At 58.4% G+C, this 23,862-nt stretch carries 20 protein-coding genes; 6 read left to right on the forward strand and 14 right to left on the reverse strand.

Annotated features, from left to right (window positions below; translation table 11 throughout):
* Positions 1 to 4: 4 nt before the first annotated feature.
* On the forward strand, positions 5 to 706 hold the full coding sequence (locus Mal15_RS20000; protein ID WP_147869380.1) for a DNA alkylation repair protein: 702 nt from the start codon (positions 5 to 7) through the stop codon (positions 704 to 706).
* A gap of 216 nt (positions 707 to 922) precedes the next feature.
* Here the strand turns inward: Mal15_RS20000 and Mal15_RS20005 are convergent, their stop codons facing one another.
* Both Mal15_RS20005 and Mal15_RS20010 read right to left on the reverse strand, forming a co-directional pair.
* Positions 923 to 2,158: an EAL and HDOD domain-containing protein gene (locus Mal15_RS20005; protein ID WP_147869381.1), complete on the reverse strand. Its 1,236-nt coding sequence runs from the start codon at positions 2,156 to 2,158 to the stop codon at positions 923 to 925.
* A gap of 198 nt (positions 2,159 to 2,356) precedes the next feature.
* On the reverse strand, positions 2,357 to 3,142 hold the full coding sequence (locus Mal15_RS20010; protein WP_147869382.1) for an SDR family NAD(P)-dependent oxidoreductase: 786 nt from the start codon (positions 3,140 to 3,142) through the stop codon (positions 2,357 to 2,359).
* A 182-nt stretch (positions 3,143 to 3,324) separates the two neighbouring features.
* Between Mal15_RS20010 and Mal15_RS20015 the strand changes: the two genes are divergently transcribed.
* Positions 3,325 to 3,789: a RidA family protein gene (locus Mal15_RS20015; protein WP_147869383.1), complete on the forward strand. Its 465-nt coding sequence runs from the start codon at positions 3,325 to 3,327 to the stop codon at positions 3,787 to 3,789.
* Positions 3,790 to 4,012: 223 nt separating this feature from the next.
* Positions 4,013 to 6,034 (forward strand): dipeptidyl-peptidase 3 family protein, encoded by a 2,022-nt coding sequence (locus tag Mal15_RS20020; protein WP_147869384.1) that lies wholly within the window; start codon positions 4,013 to 4,015, stop codon positions 6,032 to 6,034.
* 196 nt (positions 6,035 to 6,230) lie between these two features.
* Here the strand turns inward: Mal15_RS20020 and Mal15_RS20025 are convergent, their stop codons facing one another.
* A complete protein-coding gene (locus tag Mal15_RS20025; RefSeq protein WP_233903560.1) occupies positions 6,231 to 6,635 on the reverse strand; it encodes an FKBP-type peptidyl-prolyl cis-trans isomerase in 405 nt (134 codons plus the stop codon).
* Between the two features lie 491 nt (positions 6,636 to 7,126).
* On the opposite strand from Mal15_RS20025, the gene Mal15_RS20030 reads away from it, so the two are divergent.
* Positions 7,127 to 7,597 (forward strand): CBS domain-containing protein, encoded by a 471-nt coding sequence (locus tag Mal15_RS20030; protein WP_147869386.1) that lies wholly within the window; start codon positions 7,127 to 7,129, stop codon positions 7,595 to 7,597.
* A 58-nt stretch (positions 7,598 to 7,655) separates the two neighbouring features.
* Here the strand turns inward: Mal15_RS20030 and Mal15_RS20035 are convergent, their stop codons facing one another.
* Together Mal15_RS20035 and Mal15_RS20040 are read right to left on the reverse strand one after the other, a co-directional pair.
* Positions 7,656 to 8,636: a universal stress protein gene (locus Mal15_RS20035; RefSeq protein ID WP_147869387.1), complete on the reverse strand. Its 981-nt coding sequence runs from the start codon at positions 8,634 to 8,636 to the stop codon at positions 7,656 to 7,658.
* Positions 8,637 to 9,019: 383 nt separating this feature from the next.
* Positions 9,020 to 9,406, reverse strand: coding sequence for a tellurite resistance TerB family protein (locus tag Mal15_RS20040; protein ID WP_147869388.1), 387 nt, complete (start codon positions 9,404 to 9,406; stop codon positions 9,020 to 9,022).
* Positions 9,407 to 10,000: 594 nt separating this feature from the next.
* Here Mal15_RS20040 and Mal15_RS20045 point away from each other — a divergent pair.
* Together Mal15_RS20045 and Mal15_RS20050 are read left to right on the forward strand one after the other, a co-directional pair.
* Positions 10,001 to 10,342, forward strand: a complete 342-nt coding sequence (locus tag Mal15_RS20045) for a winged helix-turn-helix domain-containing protein (protein WP_167546924.1) — start codon at positions 10,001 to 10,003, stop codon at positions 10,340 to 10,342.
* A 133-nt stretch (positions 10,343 to 10,475) separates the two neighbouring features.
* The gene (locus tag Mal15_RS20050) at positions 10,476 to 11,036 is read left to right on the forward strand and encodes a dihydrofolate reductase family protein (RefSeq protein WP_147869390.1); all 561 of its coding nucleotides are present in this window, start codon (positions 10,476 to 10,478) and stop codon (positions 11,034 to 11,036) included.
* A gap of 25 nt (positions 11,037 to 11,061) precedes the next feature.
* Here Mal15_RS20050 and Mal15_RS20055 read toward each other — a convergent pair whose 3' ends face one another.
* The 9 genes from Mal15_RS20055 to Mal15_RS20095 all read right to left on the reverse strand — a co-directional run bounded on the left by Mal15_RS20055 (position 11,062) and on the right by Mal15_RS20095 (position 23,845).
* A complete protein-coding gene (locus Mal15_RS20055; protein ID WP_233902909.1) occupies positions 11,062 to 11,760 on the reverse strand; it encodes a CatB-related O-acetyltransferase in 699 nt (232 codons plus the stop codon).
* Between the two features lie 180 nt (positions 11,761 to 11,940).
* Complete coding sequence (locus Mal15_RS20060; protein ID WP_147869391.1) at positions 11,941 to 12,762, reverse strand: hypothetical protein; 822 nt, start codon at positions 12,760 to 12,762, stop codon at positions 11,941 to 11,943.
* Positions 12,763 to 12,945: 183 nt separating this feature from the next.
* Positions 12,946 to 14,826, reverse strand: coding sequence for a potassium/proton antiporter (locus Mal15_RS20065; RefSeq protein WP_147872260.1), 1,881 nt, complete (start codon positions 14,824 to 14,826; stop codon positions 12,946 to 12,948).
* A gap of 261 nt (positions 14,827 to 15,087) precedes the next feature.
* Complete coding sequence (locus Mal15_RS20070) at positions 15,088 to 16,824, reverse strand: esterase/lipase family protein (protein WP_167546925.1); 1,737 nt, start codon at positions 16,822 to 16,824, stop codon at positions 15,088 to 15,090.
* A 683-nt stretch (positions 16,825 to 17,507) separates the two neighbouring features.
* Positions 17,508 to 18,668 carry a transposase gene (locus Mal15_RS20075; RefSeq protein ID WP_199773673.1) on the reverse strand — a complete coding sequence of 387 codons (1,161 nt, stop codon included), beginning with the start codon at positions 18,666 to 18,668 and terminating at the stop codon, positions 17,508 to 17,510.
* 131 nt (positions 18,669 to 18,799) lie between these two features.
* Positions 18,800 to 20,131 carry a TlpA family protein disulfide reductase gene (locus Mal15_RS20080; protein WP_147869393.1) on the reverse strand — a complete coding sequence of 444 codons (1,332 nt, stop codon included), beginning with the start codon at positions 20,129 to 20,131 and terminating at the stop codon, positions 18,800 to 18,802.
* 56 nt (positions 20,132 to 20,187) lie between these two features.
* On the reverse strand, positions 20,188 to 21,663 hold the full coding sequence (locus Mal15_RS20085; protein ID WP_147869394.1) for a sulfatase family protein: 1,476 nt from the start codon (positions 21,661 to 21,663) through the stop codon (positions 20,188 to 20,190).
* 108 nt (positions 21,664 to 21,771) lie between these two features.
* Positions 21,772 to 22,554 carry a cysteine hydrolase family protein gene (locus tag Mal15_RS20090; protein ID WP_147869395.1) on the reverse strand — a complete coding sequence of 261 codons (783 nt, stop codon included), beginning with the start codon at positions 22,552 to 22,554 and terminating at the stop codon, positions 21,772 to 21,774.
* A gap of 37 nt (positions 22,555 to 22,591) precedes the next feature.
* Complete coding sequence (locus Mal15_RS20095; RefSeq protein ID WP_233902910.1) at positions 22,592 to 23,845, reverse strand: Zn-dependent hydrolase; 1,254 nt, start codon at positions 23,843 to 23,845, stop codon at positions 22,592 to 22,594.
* Between the last annotated feature and the right edge of the window lie 17 nt (positions 23,846 to 23,862).

Below are 23,862 nucleotides of genomic sequence, written 5' to 3' on the forward strand. Positions count from 1 at the left end.
CCCGATGAAGAAGGCCGATGTCATCAAGTTGTTGAAGGAACACTCCAACGAGCGCGGCATCGAGCACTGGAAGAAATCCGGCGTCAAAGACAGCAAGCTGAAAAGTTTTGGCATCGGTTTGACCCAGCTGCGAAAAATCGCCAAACAGGTCGGCCGCGATCATTCACTGGCGTTGCAATTGTGGAAATCCGATGTCTATGACGCCAAAGTCGTCGGGCTGCTGATCGATGATCCCAAACAGATCACTCGGGCCCAGGCTGAAGAACAGGTCGAACAGTTGCAAGGCGGTTACCTGGCCCACGTCTTCGCCTCCTGCGACGCGACACTCGCCAAGACCCCGCTTGCGTTTGATCTGGCTTGCGACTGGATGGAAAGCGACGATCCGGTGCGGCGCCGCTGCGCGTACGCGCTGATCTACGAACTCTCCAAGAAAAACCCGAAAGGAATGGACGATGAGTTCTTGCTGGTGCTGATCGAGCGGATCAAGAACGAAATCAAAGGGGAGGACATGTGGGTCAGAGAATCCATGAACAGCGCTTTGATGGGCATCGGAAAACGCAACAAGAAGCTCAACAAAGCGGCGCTCCGGGCGGCCAAAGCGATCGGACCGGTCGACATCGATTACGGCGACGACAACGCCTGCGAACCGCTGGACGTCGTCAAGCATCTGACTAGCGAACATCTCAAAAAAAAGCTGGGCCTGTAGTTGAGAGCGGCAAAGAAAAGGGCGTTCGCGTTGGAGCGAACCGGCCTAATGCCGAATGATTATCAGCCGTGTGGCGCAAGCCCAATGCCAACTACTCGATGAGCCGACGGCGCTAGCCGCGGGCCTTACAAGTCTCAAAGGGCAATCCGAGGCCCGAGGCTAGCGCCGACGGCTCAGTATGTGATCGAAGTAAGGCCCATGGCGAGCGCCGACGGCTCAGTTTGTGATCGAAGCGATCCAGCGGAGCGACGTTTGGTAGGCCTTCGTCATCTGTTCGGCAGACAAGGAAACGGGCGGTGTCATCTGGCCGGCTTCGAAGTTGATGACGCTTTGCAAGATCAGCCCCAATTCACCCGCGCGGCTGAGCAAGGCGTCATTCATGTCGTCGGCCAACGGCAACAGCGGAATGACTTCTTCCATCGGCTTGTCCAGCAACGCATCCATCACCGAAAGCAAGCCGAGGGTGTAGAAGCGATCCGGTCGCGTGGCGCACGCGTCGACGGCCAACTGTTCGCACATTTTGCCGCGGATCATGGCCAGCCGGATCAGTTCTTGCGGTTTGCCTTCGTCAATGCTGGTCATCAACATCATCGACGCCAGGGAACGCAATCGCGCGATCCCCATCAACGTCGTGGCTTGTTTCAGCGAATCGATCGTGCGGGTGGTCGCCGCGTTGGCCGAATTGACAAACCGCAGCAACTTGAAGGACAAGTTGGCGTCCGTTTGGATGATCCCCTCGACTTCGTTCATGGTGATGTCGGGGTTTTGCAGCTCTGACATCAGACGGACGACCGACGCCACATTCACTTGCGTCTTGCGCTGACTGATGACTTGGGGGCGGCAAAAGAAGTAGCCTTGAAAGAGATCGCAACCCAGGCTTTTGCAGAGCTCAAAATCCTCCTGCGTTTCGATCTTTTCGGCCAAGATCGTGCGAACGCCCAACGCCCTGAGTTTGCCGATATGGTCCGGCAATTGATCTTTGGGCGTCAACGGGTACTCGATTTTGACGATGTCAGCCGAGCCGATCAGCGGTTCCAATTCGGGACGATAGACGAAATCATCCAGCGCGATCGTGTATCCTTCTTCCACCAATCCTTCGATCGCCGACAGCACGTCCGCATCGGGCTGGATGTCCTCCAGGATTTCCAGAACGACTCGATCCGCCGGCATGCACGACAGATTGCGACCGGTCAGCAGGTTGCGTGTCAAATTGATGAACGCCTTTTTCGAACCGACGATCGTGTCCAGTCCGATGTCGGTGAACGTGTTCAACAGCACGTTGGCGGTCGCACGATCTCCGTCGGTGATCATCGCCGCGTTCTGCTCTCCGGATCGGAACAGCAGTTCGTAGGCAAAGACCTCCAGATCGGGAGTGAAAATCGGTTGACGCCCGACGAAAGCGTTTTCGGCCGGGGAGGAAGAAACGCCGGGTGCGGTTGGGCAAGTCGACATGTCAGATCGAGTTCGGTTGGTGAGGGCGTGATGGAGGGGAAATCCCTATCGCGGCGGGACCGATGCAGGTCACCGTCGCCACAACGTTGATGACGGCGCAGGACCCTACTTCAGGAAGTTTAAGTCACGAATTGCGTCGCCACGCTCGGTTCGGACCGTTCCAATGTCCGTCGTCCCTCATCCCAGCCGCCCCGCCAGTCACTCCGGTGCGTCGGGTTGTTGCCAAACGCTCATCCCTCCGTCGACATAAATCGTCTGGCCGTGGACATGTTCGGCGGCGTCGGACAACAGGAACACCACGGTGCCCGCACAGACATCCGCCGTCGGCACTTGCCCATTGGGCGTGTGCAGTTCCATCCAACGACGCATCTTGTCATCGGCGATCGCCCCGTCGGTCAGGGGAGTTCGCACCAAACCGGGAGCCATCGCATTGACCCGGATCCCCAGGGGCGCCAGCGACACGCACAGCGATCGGACCATCGCCGCGACCGCTCCCTTGCTGGTGTCATAGGCCGTGTGATTGGGTTCGGACAGCAGGCCGTTGATCGAACCGGTGAACACCACGCGTCCCTGGACTTTGCCATCAACCCAGCGTCGGGCAATCGCCTGGGTCAAGAAGTAACCCGCAGTGACGTTCAGGTGCATCGTGGTCAGATAGCGATCGAAGTCCATTTCCAAAAACGGCACGTCGATGTAGGTGCCCGCATTGTTGACCAACAAATCGATCCCCGGCATCAATACGTCGATGTCCGCGAGCAACGATTCCAAGTATTCCCCCGGCTGGCGTGAAAGATCGCACAGCACCAATTCTGCCTGGACGCCGTGCCGGCGACACTGCTGGAGCGTCTGTTCGGCCGCCGCATCACGACGCAATCCGACCAACAACACGTCCGCACCGGCTTTTGCGACCGCGACCGCGATCGCCCCGCCAATGCCTTGGGTTCCGCCGGTGATCAATGCCTTTCGGCCACGCAATTCGTTCATGATCGATTCTAGTTGGGGGTGGGAGCGTGTTTATGAAGCCGACAACCTGCACCGCCGCATCGGTTCGTCACAAGGACCTCGCGGGTCGGATGACGGGGAGGAATGAAACGGCAGCTTGAAAGACGGCTGACATCGTGACACACTTTGGCTTTCCATCCCGATGCTTCCAACCCTGCCAAACCATGTCCTACCAAAAACGTATCGAAGAACTCGGTCTCGAACTACCACCGGCCCCCAAACCGGCCGGCGTCTACAAACCCGTCGTCGTGGTCGACGGCATCGCCTATGTTTCCGGCCATGGCCCGCTGAAGTCCAACGGAACGCTGATGACCGGTCGACTGGGTTTGGACCTGGATGTCGAAGCCGGCTATGACGCGGCCCGTCAAACCGGGCTGGCCATGTTGGCGACGCTGCAAAGCCACTTCGGGTCGCTGGACAAGGTCAAACGTGTGGTCAAGTTGCTCGGACTGGTCCAGTGCATCGAGGGCTTTCCCGATTCCCCCGCCGTGATCAACGGTTGCAGCGAACTATTCCGCGACGTGTTCGGCGAAGAGAACGGTGTCGGCGCCCGCAGTGCCATCGGAACCAACAGCTTGCCCGGCAAGATCTCCGTCGAAATCGAAGCCATCTTTGAAGTCGACGCCTAGCAGGACAACCCCACTTTGACGTAGCTACGCTCGCCAGAGCGTGGAATGCGCCGGGCTCCACCTTCTGGCGAAGGTAGCTACGTTGGCAGGCTAATTCTCGACGCGTTATGTAGAAAGTGGCACTGTCCAGTTAGCCATTTCCGTATTGAATCCGTCGGCGGTTGTCGCGACATCCGCCAGGTCACTTCTCCGAGTTTACCGTCACTGCATTCGAGAGTCTCCGATGCGTCTGTTTCTGAATTGTTTGCTCACCGCCGCGACGCTCGTTTGCAGCGGCAATCTGTCTGCCCAGGACGAATCGTCGGATCAACGCAAGTATCTCCTCGACCGTGTCGACGATGTTGCGATCGTGCAACTGTATGTGGACGGGTTTGACCAGCTGTCGTTGCGGGAAAAAACGCTGATCTACCATCTGTCCCAGGCCGCGATCGCCGGCCGCGACATCTACATCGACCAGCGTTATCGCCATTCGCTCGACATCCGCGGCGTGCTTGAAGCCGTGTTGACGCATCCCCAGGGGATCGACGACGCGACGATCGCCGCGGTTCGAAAGTACATGAAACTGTTTTGGGTCAACAACGGCCCCCACAGCGCTCTGACGGCCCAGAAAAACCTGCTGGAGTGCTCCGCCGAGGCGCTCGACGATGCAGTGCAACAAGCCGTCGACAACGGTGCGACGATGCCGGCTGAGGGTGAAGCATTGTCGACGTTGATCGGCCGGATTCGTCCCGTCCTGCTAGACCCCGACTTCGAAACGCATGTCACGCAAAAATCGCCGGGCGAGAGCATCGACATCCTGACCGCCAGCGCCAACAACCTGTACGACGACGTCACCATGGCGGACTTGGAAGGGTTCAACGAACGCTACCCGCTCAATTCTCAACTGGCCAAGGGCGACGACGGGAAACTGGTCGAACGCGTCTATCGCAGCGGATTGGATCACTTGGTCCCGGCCGGCATGTACGCCCGGCAGATTGAAAACATCGTCTCCCATCTTGAAGCGGCCATCCCGTTTGCCACGCCCGAAATGGCACGTGCCCTGGGCGCGTTGATTCACTATTACCGGACCGGCGAAGCGGCGGATTTCTATGGGTACAACATCGCCTGGGTCGCCGACAAAGACAGTCCGGTCGATACCATCAACGGATTCATCGAAGTCTACATGGACGCCCGGGGCATGAAGGGATCGTGGGAGGCCGCGGTGTACTTCAACGACCCGATCAAGATGGACATGATTCGCAAATTCGCCGACAACGCCCAGTGGTTCGAAGACCACATGCCCTATGCCAAACGGTTTCGCAAGGACAACGTCAAGGGAATCTCCGCCAAAGCCATCCAGGTCGTGATGGAAACCGGCGATTCCGGGCCCGTCACGCCGATCGGAATCAATTTGCCCAACGATGCCACCATTCGCCAACGCTACGGCAGCAAATCCGTTTCGCTCAGCAACGTCATGGAAGCCTACGAAAAAGCGAGCACCCCGTCGGCGCGGGCGGAATTCTGTTTCGATGATGCGGAATTCGCACGAGCCGACAAGTGGAAATCCACCGCGCTGGCGCTGGAGGTCAACATGCACGAGGTCATCGGCCATGCCTCCGGTCAAGTCAACGAAGGCATCGATCCGGCCGTCTCCATCAAGGAGTACTACAGCGCCCTGGAGGAAGGCCGCGCCGACTTGGTCGCGTTGTACTTCATCGGCAACCCCAAGCTGATCGAATTGGGCCTGGTCGACAACGAAGACGACTTGCGAGAAATGCAACTGGCCGCCTACGAGGCCTACACCCGCAACGTGATGACTCAACTGCGGCGGATCAAATCCGGCACGACCATCGAAGAAGACCACATGCGGAATCGGCAGATGATCGTCGGCTGGCTGGCCGCTAACACCGATGCCATCACCGTCGACGTGCGTGACGGCAAGACCTATTTCCGGGTCGCCGACGTCGACGCATGGCACGGCGGGGTCGGAGACTTGTTGGCCGAGGTGCAGCGGATCAAATCCGAAGGCGACCGTCCTTCGGCAGAGCGGTTGATGAAGGATTACGCGATCAATATCAACGTCGCCCTGCGTGACGAAGTGCTACGACGCTACGCCGACTTGGATCAACCCGCCTACACCGGATTCGTCCAGCCCGAACTGACCCCGGTGACCAACGCCCAAGGCGAAATCACCGACGTCACGATCAGCTACCCCCAAGACCTGGAAACGCAAATGCTGAAGTGGTCCGGTGCGCGCGACGAGTAAACCACTCGTCCGTCCCGTAGCGGAACACGTCAACGACTTGTTGATTTAATCAGCCGTTTGGCGCGAGCCTACGGGCGCCAATGCGTTCTCTTGGTGTTCGAGGCCCGTACGCTCGCGCGAAACGGCTGATCCCACGTGTGATCGGAATAAATCAACAAGCCGTCAAGTGTTTCGTCCGCACCGAACGACGCCAATCTCACTTGATCTCGACAAGCTCGACCAAAAAGTGGAGACGGGCCCGCGGAGGAATCGGGCCGCCCGGGGTGCCACGTTCCCCGTACCCGAGTTCATGGGGGATGTCCAATTCGATCATCCCGCCTTCACCGATCAATTGCAGCCCTTCGGTCCAGCCGGCGATGACGCGGTTGAGCGGAAACGGGATCGGTTGTCCCCGGCGGTAGGAACTGTCGAAGATCTGCTTGGAATCCAGCCAGCCCTTGTAGTGGGCGACCACGCTGTCGGTGGCTTTAGGTTTCTTCTTGTCGCTCTTTCGCAAAATCCGATATTGAAGCCCCGAGTCTGTCTTGGTGAATTCTTCGGGGGCATCCGAATCTACTTTTCCCGGTGAGACTTTCTCTGATTTGTCGGCCGGTCCTGTCATGCTTGCTCCTTGTTTCTTCTGGACATCTTGTTGCAGTTTGTCCGCGGTCTTTAAAACGCCTCCGATCGCGCTGCCCTGCCCCCACGAGGGAGATGCCAGCAGCAATACCATGATCAGCGGGGCTCCAACCATAACGGATTGTTTCATCGAGGCTACCTGTCAGAGGAATGGGGGTCTGCCGAACGCGGCTGTCGCGATCAGAAGATCACCCGAGAGCGAAATTGTAGCCGAATCGTTGAAGGGGCACGCGCGACGTGGTTTCTGGCGAGAAACAAAACACGTTTGGCCGCCGAATGTACGCCATGCCATCAACACCTCGTTCCCGGGCTCCGCCTGGGAACGAGACGGGGGAGGGTCGATTCGGGTCACGGCACCCGTGACCGGCATACGGTTTGCTGCGTGAGATGGTCTCATCTCCGATAGGCCCCTCTCGGTGACCGACAGCCACGGCGGGGGGCCATTCGATCCGTTTCACGCCGGAGGAAAGCTCGATGACGACGACCAACACCCATTTGCCCGTTCAGGTTCAGAGCGTCATGCAGCGGCACCCTGTCACCATCCATGACTATCAAACCGTCCACGACGCCGTTGACTTGATGACCGAGCATCATGTTTCGGCGTTGCCGGTCGTCGACGACGGCCACTATCTAAGAGGCATCTTGACGATGAGCGACCTGGTCCGGCTGGTTCAGGATGCCGAACGAACGCTCGACAGCGATTTGGCGATTTACGACAACAGTTTCCTGGTCGCGGACATGATCCGCGAAACCCTGGGGACCGATGAAGTGGCCAGTGTGATGTCCGGCGTGATGTTCAAAGTCAAACAAGAAGACACGCTCAAAAGTGCCGCGAATTTGATGGTCGAACACCAACTCCATCATCTGCCCGTTGTCGGCAAGGACATGAAGCTGTTGGGCATCCTGTCGTCGATGGACTTCGTTCGCCTCGCAGCCGACGACTGATGAATCCGACGCCTGATGAAAACGTGGGTCAAGCTTCCTGCTCGTCGACGATCGCTCCTCACGATGCAACGTGCGACTCGACGATTTCCCCGCCCACCGGGGAAACAAACCCCGGCGGCTTGAGTGCCAAAACGCTGCACGAAACGCCGGCCAGGACCGATTCGGCGGTGTTCCCGATCAACAGCCCCGCGATGCCGGTGCGGCAGACGGTTCCCATGACCAACAGATCTGCCTGCACCTCCTCGACCATCTCCGCGATCATTTCGGCAGCCGGTCCGCGTTGGACGTGAATTTCCGGCGTCACGCCTTGGATTCCCGTTTCCCCGTAAAGCTCGCCGAGGTGTGTGCGGATATTCTCCGCGTGGATCGAAAACACGTCGTCCATTTGGCCCTCACCGAGCGACGGTTGCAGCGGTGATTCCAAGGGCAATTCGAAAGGCACTTCCAACGGCATTTCCCAAGCACTGATCCAGTGCACGGTCGCGTCATCACTGCGCGCGATCTCCAGCGATAACTCGGCGATCGCTTCATTGAGTTTTTTGTGTGGCGTGTCTTGTCGGTCGACATCGATGGCCGCCAACACTTGGTCAAAATCGCCGTGCACCTGCGGTTTCAATAACAGCATCGCACAGGGGCACATTCGCAACAGCGCGCGGGCCACGCTTCCAACCACGCGCCCGGCACCGCGAAACCCGTCGGCTGCCTTGATCACCAAATCATGTTCGTTTCGCATCACCTCGCGGATCACCTCCATCGCCGGGTCGCCGACCGTCACCACGATGTCGATGTCGATCTCTGACTCGTCGAATTCGCTGACCAGATCCCGCAGCTTGGCGCGATGGTCCTCGATCAACAGCCGCTGTAACTCGTCGGGTGTCGCAGAACCCTTGAATAGACGCAAGATCCGCGGGATCGGCTTGATCACGTCCATCAACGTCAACGAGGCACCGTTTTCCATCGCCAAAACCACCGCGCGGGCGATCGCACTTTCGGGTTCCTCCGTCCCCGTAAACACCAACAACTTTTTGAAGCGTTCCATCTCTGGGCCCTCGGAATCAACGTGATTGATCGCTCGTCAACCACTTCAATGCAAACCATGTACCATCGTCGCGCTCGGACGCGAAACAGCGCTGCGACCAGCAAGACGATGCCGGTGGTCGGATCGCAACTGCGCACCGGGCCCTATCGAATACCGCGGCCTGTGCAAATAAGCACAGGCTGCAACGCCAACAGCGCGACAATGCGAACCAGGTGTGACAAACGCCGAAAGGTGAATGAGCAACGGAGAAAGACGCCAGAAACGAATGGCACAGGCCGAGGCAAAAAGGGATTCGCAATCGTTGGTGTTTAGCCTTCAGGCGACTCCCCTCGCTGCGACGCAGCGACGGCGGGCGGCTCAACTGGTCGCCTCAATTGGTCGGCTCACCTCGCCGGGATCGCATCGAGCGTTTGGCACAGCTTCTCAAACCCCGGCGTCGTCTCGGTCGCTTCGATCTGCAGATCGCGCAGCAGCTTCAATTCCGACGGGCGGATCGATCCGCCGGCGATCAGCATTTCGACCAGGATGGCTTGTTCGTCCAAATCAATCTTGCCGTCCTTCAGCAGAACATGTCGCATCAGCGGCAAAAACAACTCGTCAAATTCCGGACACACTTCGCCGGCTTCCCCGATCAGCTCAACCAGAAACGCCACATCGTCAAAGTCCAGGGCGCCGTCCTGTTCGATGTGCCGTCGAATCCGCGCGACTTCGTTGGGGCTGATGACGCCGTCGCTCAGCAGTTCGGACTTCAGTTGTTTCAGATGGGGCACAGATCGATCCTCGCGCGATTGGAGACGGGTTTTCAATCGGAATCTAGGTCACCGTTAGCCGAACAGCCCCCCAATCATCGTTCTGCCCCGAACCATTCTGCCTTCTACTGCTTGACGGCCATCCCGATTCCCCCACCCACTTCTCTCCACGCAAACCGGGGCCAGCTGTATGACATCCCTCTCTTCGGGCAGCGTGTTCGTCAGCCCAGGATCGACCGACGACGGATTGCTAGAGAGCGTCCGCGCGAACGATGCCACCGCCAAGCCGACGGCGGTTCGTGTTGCGTGCTACTGGACTTGCAGGCGTTCCCAGGCCCGTAAAACCAGCTCACAACACGACCGCTCCTCCCTTTTTCTCAGTTTACGGCGAACTCTTTTGTTGCCCCCTCTTGCGGCAGTCTGACCGCCGATCGGCAAGGACACGGGACGCGCCGAGCACCCAGTCGCGTCAGATTGACGCAGGTTTTTGATGGGCAACCTACCGTGATGGCAATCGAAGCCGGGCCGAGAGGTTGTGTGACCGCGGGCGGGTCTGCAAAATGGAGTCGTGCGCGTTCCCCGAATTTAGATCACTACCTGACAAGGGACGTATCGATGGCAAAGAAGAAAGCGGACAAAACTTCGGCAGCAAAAGCGGCGGCAACGCCAGACGCCAAGCCGACCCCGGTGCCGACCAATGGGGCGGCGAAGAAGTCCAATGGTGCCGCCAAGAAACCTCCGGCGCCGCGGCGAAGCTTCGACAACTCCGAGATCGGTCTGGTCGCCGGAGAGGTTTGGCAGACGCTCGAAAGTGGTGGTGAGCAAACCCTGACCAAAGTCAAAAAGAGCGTCGAAGCACCGGGAGACCTCGTGACCGCGGCGGTCGGCTGGCTGGCCCGCGAAAACAAACTCCGCTTCGTCCAGTCGGGACGGACCACCAAAGTGACGCTGCAGTAAAAATCGGTTCCTGACGTACGCTGGCCCTTCCGGACCGTCGCGTGACGCACCGACAACCTGGAAGACACGTCGTTCCGAACGGTTCCCTGAACCTACCCGACCCATTTTCTTCAACGAGTGTCACGGAGACCTGATGGCAGCGACAGCATCAGTCTACATCGCCACCAGCTTGGACGGATTCATCGCTCGCACCAACGGGAATTTGGACTGGCTCGATCAAGCCAGCAGCACCGTGTCTGCGGGAGAGGACTGTGGCTACGCAGCGTTCATGGAATCGGTCGATGTGTTGGTCATGGGCAAAAACACGTACGAGAAGGTGCGAACGCTCGGTGATTGGCCATATGGCGAAACGCCCGTCGTTGTCCTGAGCCGCCATCCGGCCGATCCTTCAATCGAACTGCCTCCCGGTGTCTCGTTCTCGTCGGAAGAACCGGAGCAGTTGCACCGACGTCTTTCCGGTGAAGGTGCGAAGAAGCTGTACGTGGACGGCGGGATCACAATTCAACGATTCCTCTCGGCCGGCCTGATCGACGAATTGATCATCACGATCATCCCCGTCCTGCTCGGCGAAGGCATTCCCCTGTTCGGGCCGCTGGGCAATGACATCCACCTGACCCATCGCAACACAACGACTTATGATTGCGGATTCGTGCAGGTAACATACGCTGTCGCACATGGCGGTCGGTATAGCTGAGCGGTAAGTTCGTCGGTCGGGTACTTCATGACAGTTTTGAATCACGCTTCGGAGCGGCGTCAATACGATCACCCACGCGTTTCAGGGTATCGATGTCAGCCCCGGAGATGGCGTCGATGTTCGCTTGGATGGTCTCGATCGGCCAATCCCACCAGCGGAGATCACGCAGCGCCCCCGTGACTTGGTCATCGAATCGCTTCTTGACTGGCTTGGCCGGGTTGCCGGCAATCACGGTGTAGGGCGGTACGTCGCGAGCCACCACAGCCCGCGCGCCGATGATCGCGCCGTCGCCGACGGTCACCCCCGGCATCACTACCGCCTCGGTTCCGATCCAGACGTCGTTGCCGACCACCGTGTCGCCTTTCCGGTCGGCAACGTCAAACAATGCCTTCATGTCATCTGCCGTGGTCGCTTCATTCATCATGAAGTTGGCAAACGGATACGTTGAGAAACCGCGCATGCTGTGGTTGGCGGAACTGGTGATGAATCGCACGCCGTGAGCGATCTGACAAAACTTTCCGATTACCAGGCGCTCGCCGCTGAGCGGAAACAGGAACTGCGCGAGGTAGCCGGCGTAGTCCTCGAGTTCTTCCAGGTGGCCGAAGTAAGTGAAATCGCCGATCGAGATGCGAGGGTGGTCGATGACCTGATTCAGATGAACGACCGTCTTGATGACCGTTCCGTCGGGCAGGACCATCGGGTGTTTTTTTGTGGGATCAAGCAATGGCTCAAACACTCCGGTTTGATTGGGAAATGATGGCAGAATGTTTTTGGGCAAAACGATGGGGGAAAAACGATGAAAGGCAGAAGGATGGTGGGCCGCGCTGGGGTTGAAACATCATTCTACCCCGTATCATTCTGCCTGTTCTCCAACGCGTCCCCGCCTTCGATCACCGCGATCCGGCTATTTCTCGAAATCCGGTTTCGCGCGTTGCTCCACAAAATTCCAGTAATGCGGCTGACCGTTTTCAGCGAGCTGTCCTTTCCGGCTGGTCCATTTCGTTCCGTCGGGCAACTGAAGATTCAACCCATAGTCGGTGAAGGAGGCGGGCGCGTAATGCCACGCGACATCCTCTCCCTGCTTTCTGGCTTCCACCAATAGCAACAGTTCGGTGTCGGTTCCTTGGCAGAAAGCCATGATCGCGCCGAAAACCACTCCGGCTTCGGCATCTTCGTACTCGTAAATCGGCTTGGGGACGGCGCGCAACACGACGCGTTCGCCCGGAGTCTTTTCGGTGTACGCCTCGACTTGGTTGGCGAGTTGTTTGGCCTGCAGTCTCATCCGAGCGGTCGAGCCCACCGCCGGCGGAGCATCCGGAAAGGGTTTCCAATCCAACCCGGGATTCGGGCAACGCCACGTTTCATGACCAGGCATCTGCTTTTGGATCGCATGATCGTGCAGTGAGTGAAACTCCTCCATCACCCAACGATTGCGTCCCTGCGACCAGGAAAAGAAAACGCCGATCGCGACTGGTCGTCCCGTGGTTGATTTCCAGACAAACATCGACCCGATATCGTCACCACGAATCGGTTGGGTGTGCCGAAAGACGGCTGGCTTGTGAAGCTCGAAGACCTGCTGCTGGTCATCCAACAGTGAAATCGATTGGGCTTCGGCCGTCTCTTCGGCCACATCCAGCCAGAACTGGATCACGTTGTCATCGTCCGCATTGACAGGCGGCGAAAGCAAGCAACACGACAGCAGGGCAACAGCAAATTCCCAGCGCATCACGACTCCTCGGTAAAAAACACGCAATCTACGACAAACCGTCTAGAGTGTACCAGAAGTGTTCCCCGATTGCCGGCATCGAATCGAATTGAGCAGGATGAAAGAAAGCATGTTGGATGGCAAAATGATGCAGAACGCGATGATTCTGCCCCATCATTCTGCCCCGTATCATTCTGCCGTCGTCTACGTCGACTCGTTCGGTCGATCAGCGTCCTGCGGTTCGAGGGAATCGCCCGTTGCAGACCTTTCCTCCGCCGCATCGTTCTTTCCAACTGAATTCGTCGGATTGGCGGCAGCTTGAGTGTCTGGCCCCATTGCCATTTCCTTTTCCAGCCACGGTGTTTCTTCGACCGGCAAGATCACCATTCCGGCGTACTGAATCGATCCGTCTTCGGTGACTTCACGGATGTAAAGGACGATCTGGTCAAAGGGCACCGCCATGCCTGTGACCAGCGCTTGCCCGGCCAGCCGCGAACGCATCAATTCGTCGACGGTCATCTCGGGCGATTCGCCAAGCTTCACGTCGTAGCACTCTTCAATCGCCCCCACTTTGGTCGAACCACGCAGCGGAAACTCCAAGGATGCAGGCAGCGTGACAGGCGTTTGCTGGCGATGGGAAAACACGCGGTCCACCATCGCTCGGACCGCGGGCCGCAGGATGACAACAATGTGATCACCGACTTCGATTCGAGAACGCCCCTGGGGCGGCGTAATCTCGTCGTTGCGGACGATCAAGGCCACGACGACGCCATCTGGCAACGCGAGTTCCTTGATCATTCGGCCGGCTGCAAGACATCCGGTGTCGACATAGTAGTCCACGATGTCTCCGTTGACATTCTGCAGCGTGCTGATTTCCAGCGTGACCGGCGGCGGTCGTTTCACCGCTTCATTGACCTTCATCAAGCGAGCCACCAGCGGCAGCGGCCAACCCTGAATCAGGGCCGAGACCAGGACGACAAAAAACACCGTATCAAACATCTGCGCCGCGATCGGAAGGCCGGCCAGCATCGGGAACGTTGCCAACGTGATGGGAACGGCCCCCTTCAATCCCACCAACGACAGAAACAGCACTTCTCGCTTGGGAAATTTGAAGAACGACACCAACGCGAAAACTGCGATCGGGCGGGCGATCAAGATCAGCACGGCCGAGATCAACAACGCCGGGCCCGCGGCGTCCAGCAAACGGCTGGGAAAACTCAACAGCCCGAGCGTCATGAACATCAGGATCTGGCAAATCCACGCCGCCGCGTCATGGAACAGCAAGATGCCTCGGTGAAAGACCGGACGCCGGTTGCCGATCACGATGCCGGTCAGATAGACCGCCAAAAACCCGCTGCCGCCCAAGACCGCGGCCAGGCCGAAGGCGAGCAAGGCCAGTGCCGTTGCCAGTACGGGATATAAACCGGCGGCGCCCAGCCGAACGTGCTGCAGAATCCAAACACCGACGTAACCGACCAGCAACCCGACGATCGCCCCAAAGACAAGTTGCGTCAGGAATAACATCAACAGCCCCCCGCCGAGCGGAACGGCACCGGTGAGCACCTGGATCAATCCGACCGTCAGGAAAATCGCCATCGGATCGTTCGATCCACTTTCCACCTCAAGCGTGTCGGCCAGTCGCCGGCGAATGTTGACGCCGCCGGAACGGAGGATCGAGAAAACCGCCGAAGCATCGGTCGAACCGACGATGCTGCCGATCAACAGTCCCTGCAGGATCGTGATTTGCAGAATCCATGAGGCGGCCAAGCCGGTGATCGCCGCTGTCACCACCACGCCCAGCGTTGCCAGTAACGCGGCCGGCTTCCAGGCCGTTCGCACGGCACCGAGTGTTGTGCGGAGGCCTCCATCGAACAGGATCAAGCAAAGCGCGATCGTGCCGATCGTGTTCGCGGCGGAGTAGTTTTCAAACTCGATCCCGCCGATCCCTTCCGAGCCGGCCAGCATCCCGACGACCAGGAACAAGAACAGAACCGGCACGCCCATCCGCGTCGAAAACTGATTCGACGCGATGCCCAACAGAAGCAGAATCCCGGTGAACAGGATCAACGATTCGATACTTAACAACAACGTCTCAACCTGCCGCGAGATCCCTTGGCGGGGCAATTACATGAACATCAGCCCTCCCCCGTCCAATTTACCGTATCGAAACAGAGCGAGAGCTCTATTGGTGCCACCAGCTCAATAGCTCAATTGGTGCCACCCATCAATCTCAATTAGCTCTATTGGTGCCACCCACAATCTAGCAACTCCCCCAATAAAGATCGTATCCGCTAGCAAATTGAAGCGAACTTCGTCGGAGCTGCCACACGGCGAGTTGAGCTGGAGTCAGGGCTCCAGGCCAATTCCACTCCCTCGGTGCCACTTTAGGATCGCCAGAAATTCTTCGACTGCTTCGGGGGCAGATTTCACACGCGAATGTGTTGCTTCAACGAGTCGCTCGGTTGTTGCATTTCTATCCCTCGCACTCTCGACCGAGACCACGCCGTCGGATCGCCCCAATGAGAGCGTCCAGCAGTGAGCTCCGATAATGGAATGGGTCACAACCCCACAGCGGATCGGCAACCTGTCAGAGGCTTGCAGGAGCTTGCTTTGGGGTTCAAGCAGATCCAGACTTGTAGGGATCCTGCGACGCACTTCGCGCGCAAACACGTCGGGGTTGGCGGTGATAAGCATCCGATGCATCCGCACCTCGTTTTCCGGCTCTTCAACGCAGGCCGAACCGATTCTGCCAATCAAGCGAGCTGCGAATTCTGATCCCCGGTGCGGCGTCGCAAAGTAGACAACCCGTGAGATTCTGGGTGATGGATCGAAAAAGAAGGTCTCGGCGAGGCGCTGACGCGTCATTGGAGTCATGGAGACCTGGTCAAATGTACGGTCAGCGACGCTCCTCCATAACAGGTCACCGCTGGAAGTGATTTGCATTTTGGCGACGAGGCCTCCCATGCTGTGGGCTGCCAAAATCACGTTGGACAGTTGGGGGTCTCTTCCACAAGGATCGAATCTTCGGCACATGGTTTCAAGCTGGCTTCGCAACTCCGCTGCACTGCCTAGAAAAGTGCGGCCGGTCGGGTACTCGAAAACCCAGATCTGAAAACGCTCATCAAACCCGGGACGGGCTTTCAGTTCATTGACCATTTCGGCCCACGTGAAGCGGTCCGAAAGCAATCCATGGATGAATACGACTGGGATTTTACCTGGCTGATAGGGCTCAAGTGTGTACAGACGAGCACCCGAGATGCCCAATCTTGGCCCCGTCGCGAAAGGCTGCAGGAACCCCTCGAATACACCGCCTTGTCGTGTCGACAAGCGATAGACGATCGGCGCCGACAGATCCTTCGCAATCGGACACGGCATTGCACCGACCTGGACGGTATCCACTCGCAACGGATCATAAAGCGCAATTGCAAGTGTCTGCCTCGACCAATTGAAGTGCTGAGAACACCTATCGGTGATGGGATCAGGTTGTTGCGAATCCTCTAGCCTCATTGTTGCAGCAAAGACGCTCTCTCGTGGCCGGAATGACCGATCTTGCCGCCGGCAGCTTGAGACAACGAGCGGGATCCCTACGCCTGGACGGGCGTAGTACTTGCTCAGCTTCGCAGTCTGGTAATCCCCAACAGCAGAAAGGAAATCAAAGTCCTCAGCCTGCCAAACAAATCCTCGATGACGGATAGGAATACGTACGACCTTGCCGCATTGGATCACCGTGAGTCCGCTACGTGGATCGAGTCGCCCGTACTGCTGGCCGGTGATGACCAGCTTTTGCAAGGAAGATTGATGCAATTGGCGGGCGCGACCGACCCGCTGATCACCAGTTTGAATTGGCACCCCGTCTGCGTTGATAGTCAGTCGCGCGGCTGCAAAGAAAAAGTCGACACAAGACTCGTCGGCCCGATCTTGTAATTCGATCGCGTATGCATATATCCGTTCGACTTCGGATAGATCATCACGAGAAGACGCATTGCTGGCGGGCAGTGCGAAGGTCGGCGAACGCCAGATGTCACGTGCGCAGGCTCTCCCACCCGGTCCAGCAAACCAGAGCAGCTGGAGCAGAAGGAGCACGGACCGATTCAGCATGCCATGGACAGACAAAGTATGATCTCGAGTACCCAAGAACCTTGACATCCATGTCAGACGCCCCGCGGAAAGTTTCGCGGAAGACGTCGCCGGGAGCGGAACAAGACCGGCCCGGGAGATGTGTATCGGCGCCGATTGAACGCGCCACAAAAGTTTTTGCCATCGTCACATTTAAAAGAAGTCCACGGTCTGCGCAACAAGTTCCGGTCGCACGGACGACACACTCCAACCCCACCTTCCAAGTGGTGCCACCCATCTAACTATGCCCCTTCCGTTTGGCATTCGCTAATTGTTCGGGCGCGCAGCCCCCCGGAGCCTTCAGTCATGGTGTTCGCGGTTTCTCAAAGCACAGGCAGCCGCACGACCAGCTCATTTTACGAGCCGCCAGAGATTCTCCCGCGCAGGGCAATGCGGCGGCGCTGAGGAGACCACCGGTGCTGCACGGCGGAGGATCTTTCGATCATCCAGCAGATCGCCTAGAGACATAACCGCTGAGCAGATTGCTCCGCAGAAGATCGCGGCCGCGCATCGACGGTTGGTGATCAAGGCTCAGACGCGTCGCCCTGCCCTCGTCACTCCCTTGCGGCCGACCGCGGGACTGCCGGAAAGTGTTCCGCCGCGCGACCCCACAGCGATTCGAAGGCGTCACCTGCCGCACACCATCACTTTCACGCGGCGAAGCATTGGGCGACGCTCCGCTGCCCCTTGGACCAGTGACGGCCGGTCGATTCAGCGAACTTGCCCATCGCGCTCGGTGATCCCGCGCAACAGCTCTGGCCAAAGTACCGCTTGAAGTTCCATACCAAGTCACGCCACATCGACAGATCGATTCCCAATCGGGTCAGCACCGACTGCATGCCCTCGGGAACTTCGCGCCCCGACCCTTCGTCACTTTGCTTGGCCGTCCACCGCAGCAACTTCAAATAGTCGCCCCAGTCCAGATCCAGAAACCCCTTGTCACTGGCGCGCACGCCGCCTTCGCTGAGCTCTGGGTCACTCGCCGGCTTCTTCCCCAGCCGAAACGGCGCCAGCCAGCCGTCACGCCGAATCCGCTTGCCGGTCGGATTGACGCGTTTCTTCTTGCGTCGCTCCTTCAACGCTTCGACCGGCGTTTCGCGAATCGTTTTCCCTGCCTCCGCCGTGTCAACGGGAACCAAGTCAAACGCCGCTGAGTCGATCTGGTCACCTTGATCTGCTTTGATGCGGTCGTAGGCCGAGGTGTGAGGGGCCTGATCCGGCGTTTCCGCCATCGCCGCCCGAACCGGATTCAGGTCCACGTACATCGCACAGGCCAGCAAGCCCGCTTCATCGGCAATCGCCTGCGCCTTGAAACGGCCCTCCCAGAACCGTCCCGTGCATTCATCCTGTTTGTTGGCCATGCGGGCGATCGGTTCACTCAGTGCACGCATGAACCAGGACAGATCCGATAGTCGATGTCGAATCTCTGCCAGCCTTTCCTTGTCACGTGCCAAAGTGGCGACATCATTTTCGGTCGGTTCGGCGAGGTGTTCTTCCAATCGCCGCCCGGGGAAGACTCTTAGCCAGCGAATCGCGACCTCCTGATCCGACCAGGCTTGAACGACGTCGGGGCGATTGCGAAGGATCAGGTGCATGTGATTGGAGAGGATGGCGTAGGTCAGCACATCGACGCCAAAAACCGAAGCGAGGGCCTCCATCCGCCGCCGGATCCATTCACGGCGAAAGCCGTAATCCTTTCCGGTCTGCGGATCCACGCCGGCCAGATAGGCCCTTCGCACGCACCGCTGCACGCAGTGCATCATCGAAATCTCCGCCGGATCAAACTGCTCCGACCGCAATGCACGTCCCATGGTTGTCCCCCCCAAAAGTGAGTCCGGCAATTCTAGCACTCACCCCCCGATGGTCAATAGATGGGTGGCACCTAAATAGATGGGTGGCACGAGATAGATGGATGAGGTGCTTGGGCCGGTTGCGCGGTCTGCTAGCGGTCGTCAGCGACTAGCTCACTAATCCGGCTTTCGAGTGCCTCGGCCGAGTCAAATCCGACGCTGTAGTCGACCACCGTTCCTTGGCGATCGACAAAGAAGGTCGTCGGGTAGGCGCCAACAAAGTACGCGTTCGATGCGACCTCACCTCCCCCAAGCACGATCGGATGCTCCAACCGGTTCTGCGCCGCGAACTCGGCCACCACGTCCGGTGCTTCGTCGTACCCATTGACCGCAACGATCGCGAAACGACCTTCGTATTTCTGATTCATCCGAGTTAAATGCGGGGCTACTTGGCGACACGGCCCGCAAGCGACACCCCAGAAGGTCACCAGCGCCGGCCGGCCACTGATAAACCGACTCAGCTCCAATCTGCCCCCGCCCAAAAGATCCAAGTCGAACGTGGGTACCGTCTGTCCGATCAGTTTTTCCGGCGCCCCTCCTCCCGGAGAATGGACATACCCGATCGATTCGAACCCTAACGTTCGCGCCAATGCCATCGCCGGTGAAGGACGATACCGTTTTTGCTGGGATTGGATAAACTCAAACAGGGGACCCTCCGTGACATTCTCCGGAATGGTTGGCGGTCGGCGGGCATCAAAGAGCTGTTCCACCAGCTCCCGCCCCGCGTCGGTACTATGCACCCGGAATAGCAGCTTCTCTTTCGCCGGCCCCAGCCCCATTGACCGGACCGCACGCTCAATCACAGAGCGGAGTTCGGGTGACAAATCCATCTGCCGACCATCAAACGGCTGCTTAATCTCGATCACACCATCCGCATCGCCGATGGCAAGGCGGGACAGTTTGGTACGAATCGGATACGCCTTGATCCATCGATCAGCAATGATCGGTTCGACATTGGACTCCGAATCGTCACGCTGCCCTAACGCCGCATACTGGTCCGCCCAACGAACCGAGGTGTTGACTTCCGAGATGAAAACGGATCGAAATCCTGCCGCTCGGCTGATTCGGTCAAGCGTCTTCTTGATCTCCGTGCGAACCGGCCCCGTAACTTCGACGGGAAAATGGAATCGCATCACCAGCTTCAACTCTTCCGGTGCGACCGCGGCAACCCTCCGCAGTTGTGACGCCAGCCCCGATCGGTCAACGGCATCGGAATCAAATTTGGAATCAACCAGAAACGCATTGCAGTCAACAATCGCAAACGCGCTCGCCGTGGCTGATATTTCGCTCCGCTGCGCCTCGGTACGAATAGCCGCCGCAAAAAACGGCAGCACTTTGCCTCCTTCATCGCCCCGCGCCAATGGCGAAACAGCAACGACGAGCACGCTAAGGCCTGTCAACCAAACCGTCGATCGACGCTGCATCACTTCACTCCACAAAACCAATTCAGATCAGATCGACGCGTTTCTACGGTCCGCCCCTATTTCACGTTCTCTTTCTTCCCGCCGGGTCGCTTTTGCGATTTCGGCTTCGCCCCCGAATCGCGACGCCGAAACGCTTCCATGGCTTCCGCGCGACTCTTTCCCTTGTACCGACCTTGATGCGCCAGCGCGTCGAGTTCCGTCTCGACCCCTTCGTCTCCCTGCGATTGCATCCATTGGCGAAGCTGCCCCTTGAGCCGCGTGACGACTTCAATGTGTTGGGGATCGTCGACGATGTTGTTCATCTCCAACGGGTCGACGTCACAATCGAACAACTCGAATTCGGGACGGTATTGGTACTTCCGCACCAACTTTGCCGCTTCGGCGTCACCGCCCCTCCCGGCCTGGACCATCGATTGAAAATAATCCGCCTTGGTACAAGCGTTGGTAAACTTCGTCTCGTGGTTCAGATTCCAAATCAGCCGATACCGATCGTCACGCACCGAACGGATCGCATAGGCGTCGCTGCCGTTGATGATCCCCCGCGTCGTCATGATGCCATAGGTGACTGACTTGTGAGTGTCGGTTTGCCCCGTCAACACCGGGACAAAACTCTTTCCGTCGAGCACCTCCGCCGGCTCCCCACCGGCCGCTTCAACAAACGTCGGCGTGACATCGACGTATTCCACCATCGCGTCGCTGACCGCCCCCGGTTGCACCCGCCCCGGCCAACGCACGATCATCGCGGACTGCAGCCCATTCCCATAACACGTCCATTTGGCAAACGGAAACGAATTACCCTGCTCGGAGACGACGACCACCAAGGTGTTGTCAGCCATCTCATGCTTGTCGATCAGTTCCAAAATCTGACCGACCTGGTCGTCATAATACGTGATCTCGGCCAAGTAGCGGCTGAAGTTCTCCCGCATGACAGGCGTGTCCGCCAAGTACGGTGGAAGCTTGACCTGCTCCGGCGGATACCGCGACGCATCCCCCTTGTTCCACGGTGAATGCGGTTCATTGGAACACGCAAACAAACAAAACGGCGTCGACGATTCAGCGCATTCCGAAAGCAACTGATCGATCGCCGACATATCCGGGTTGTTCTTCACCCCACTGTATTCGAACGGAAACACTTCTTTCGGGTCGATGTGCGTTTTTCCGGACAATGCGACGCGATAACCCAACGGTTTTAGATAGTGGACGATGCTCTGCGTCCCCGCCTTGGCAAACGTGTGGTTGGGATACGCCCCCGACTTGACCGGATACAAACCGGTGTAAATGTTGTGCCGCGTCGGCGAACACATCGGGGCGGCTTGAAAACACCGCGTGAACTTCATTCCCTGTTCGGCCAACGCATCGATGTTTGGCGTGTGAGCCTGGCCGCCGTAACACCCGATGTCACGAAACGTACAATCATCGGCGATGACAAAGACCAGATTCGGGCGCGCGGTGGCCGCATCACTCAACGCGGTCGGAAGCCACAATAAGGCGACCAGCGCGGCGATCGCGAATTGTTTGGAATGGGAGAGCATGATTCGGTCGCGTAGGGGAATTGCAAATCGAACGGCATCGAGTGCCTGACGCGCACGATTGTAGTCGATCCTCGCGACCGTCGAGTCAGCTCCGCATCGCGTTTTCGGTCAAGAATCTGCCGCTTCGACCGCCGCTTCGGATGGCAGCGCCGTGCGAATCGTCTTCAACACGTCCGACAGACGCGCCACGCGGGCATAGCGATCACACAAAGTCGCCAACGACGCCTCATGCAGCTCCGGCGTCACCGTCGCACAACAGTCTTCTACGACCGTCACCAGATACCCCAAATCACAGGCGTCCCGGACCGTCGTTTCCACGCATTCGTTCGTGTACACGCCGACCACCATCAACGACTCAATCCCCATGTTGTTCAAGACGTAGTGCAGGTTGGTCGACGAGAACACTCCGCTGGCGGTCTTGTTGATCACGATCTCGTCCCGCGTTTCATCCGGCGCCACCATCTCGATGAATTCCGCATCACGCGAACCGGGCGCGGCCAGCAACCCCAATCGTCGATGCCCTTTGCTGCGGTCACGACCGTCCCGAGTGAGCGACTGAATCCGTGTATGAATGACCTCCAATTGGCGAGCACGAAAGGCGTCCTGCAGCCGTCGGACATTGGGCAGCACCAATCGCTCCAGCCTGTCGAAATAATACTCCTGAGCCTCCAACGGCACGCCGCTATTCTCTGCATCGCGAAAGACGCCGTGACCGCGCGCCGCGTCCAAATACTGAATGTCGATGCAAAGCAACGCCGTGTGCCCCTCGACCAACAATTCCTCTCGCAAGGGATTGTCGACGATCGCCTCGTGATAGACCTCTCGAAGCGGGTCGACGTGAGACGGATCGTGATAGGGAGATACAAATGGCTCGGACGGATCTTGATTCATGCGTTTGGTTTCCTTTTTCTTACAGTGCAACGCCGCCTTAGCGATTGGCCAAATCGATGATCGAGTGCAGCATCAGGTTCGCTCCGGCTTCAATGTCCGTCCACGATGTCCATTCGGCCGGCGAGTGACTCTGCCCATTCTTGCTGGGCACAAAAATCATTCCGACCGGCACCATGCTACCCATAATCTGCGCATCGTGCGCCGCCCCGCTGTGCATTTGCAGGTGCAGCAATCCCAGCCGCTCGGCCTGCTGCAACAACCCGCTGACGATGCCCGCGTCGGCAGCGACCGGTGGCAAATAACTTTTTTGCTGGAACTCGAACATCAGGTTTCGGCGACGTCCGATCGCCGAAAGCGCCTTGCGAAACGCATTGCCAAGGTCGGCCAGGATTTCGGCGCTGGTGTCTCGAACATCGAGCGAAAACTCGACGATCCCCGGAACCGTGTTCGCCGCCCCCGGCAAGATTTGCGCTTTGCCGATCGTCGCCCGGCTTCGGGCCGTGCCGTTTTCATCCAAAATTCGCGGGATGGCGTGGGCAAAGTCGGCCAGGCCCATAAACGCGTCGTGACGCATTTCCATGGGAGTCGTTCCGGCATGGTTGGCCTCGCCCTTGAGCGTGACCGACCACGTGAACAACCCGGTGATCTCATCGACAATGCCGACGGATTTTTGACCGCGATCCAACACCGGACCTTGTTCGATGTGCAGCTCCAAATAGCCGGCAATGCTCTCCGGATCGCGAGCCGCATCCAACGCGCCGAGCGGTTCCACGTCGTGGCGTCTCAGTTCATCGGCCAACAGCACGCCATCTAAATCCGACAGCGTGGCCAACGCGTCGGGATTCAATTGACCACAGACCGATTGCGATCCGAACATGCCGCCGAAGCGTCCTTCTTCATCGCTAAAGGCAATCAGTTCGACCGTCCGCCGGGGCACGATGCCGTTTTCGCGAAGACAACGCAAACACTCCAAGCCGACAATGACGCCCAACGTCCCGTCCAACGGTCCCGCACACGGAACGGTGTCGATGTGCGACCCCACCAAGATTCTCGGATCATCGGTCGCCCCGGTGAGTTCGGCCGACACGTTCACCGCGCCATCGGTTCGTGGCTCAAAACCGGCCTGTTTGATCCGATTCTCCAGCCAGCGTTTACCCTGCATGTCGGCATCGGTAAATGCCATGCGGTAAATGCCCCGGTCGTCCTCGCAACGACCGATCTGGGCGAGTTCATGAATGTCGTTCTTGATTCGATCTAGCTTGACGCTCAAATCTATCGATGCCTGTCTCATCGAAGTCTGTCCCTTAG

The organism is Stieleria maiorica (assembly GCF_008035925.1).
Lineage (GTDB): Bacteria > Planctomycetota > Planctomycetia > Pirellulales > Pirellulaceae > Stieleria > Stieleria maiorica.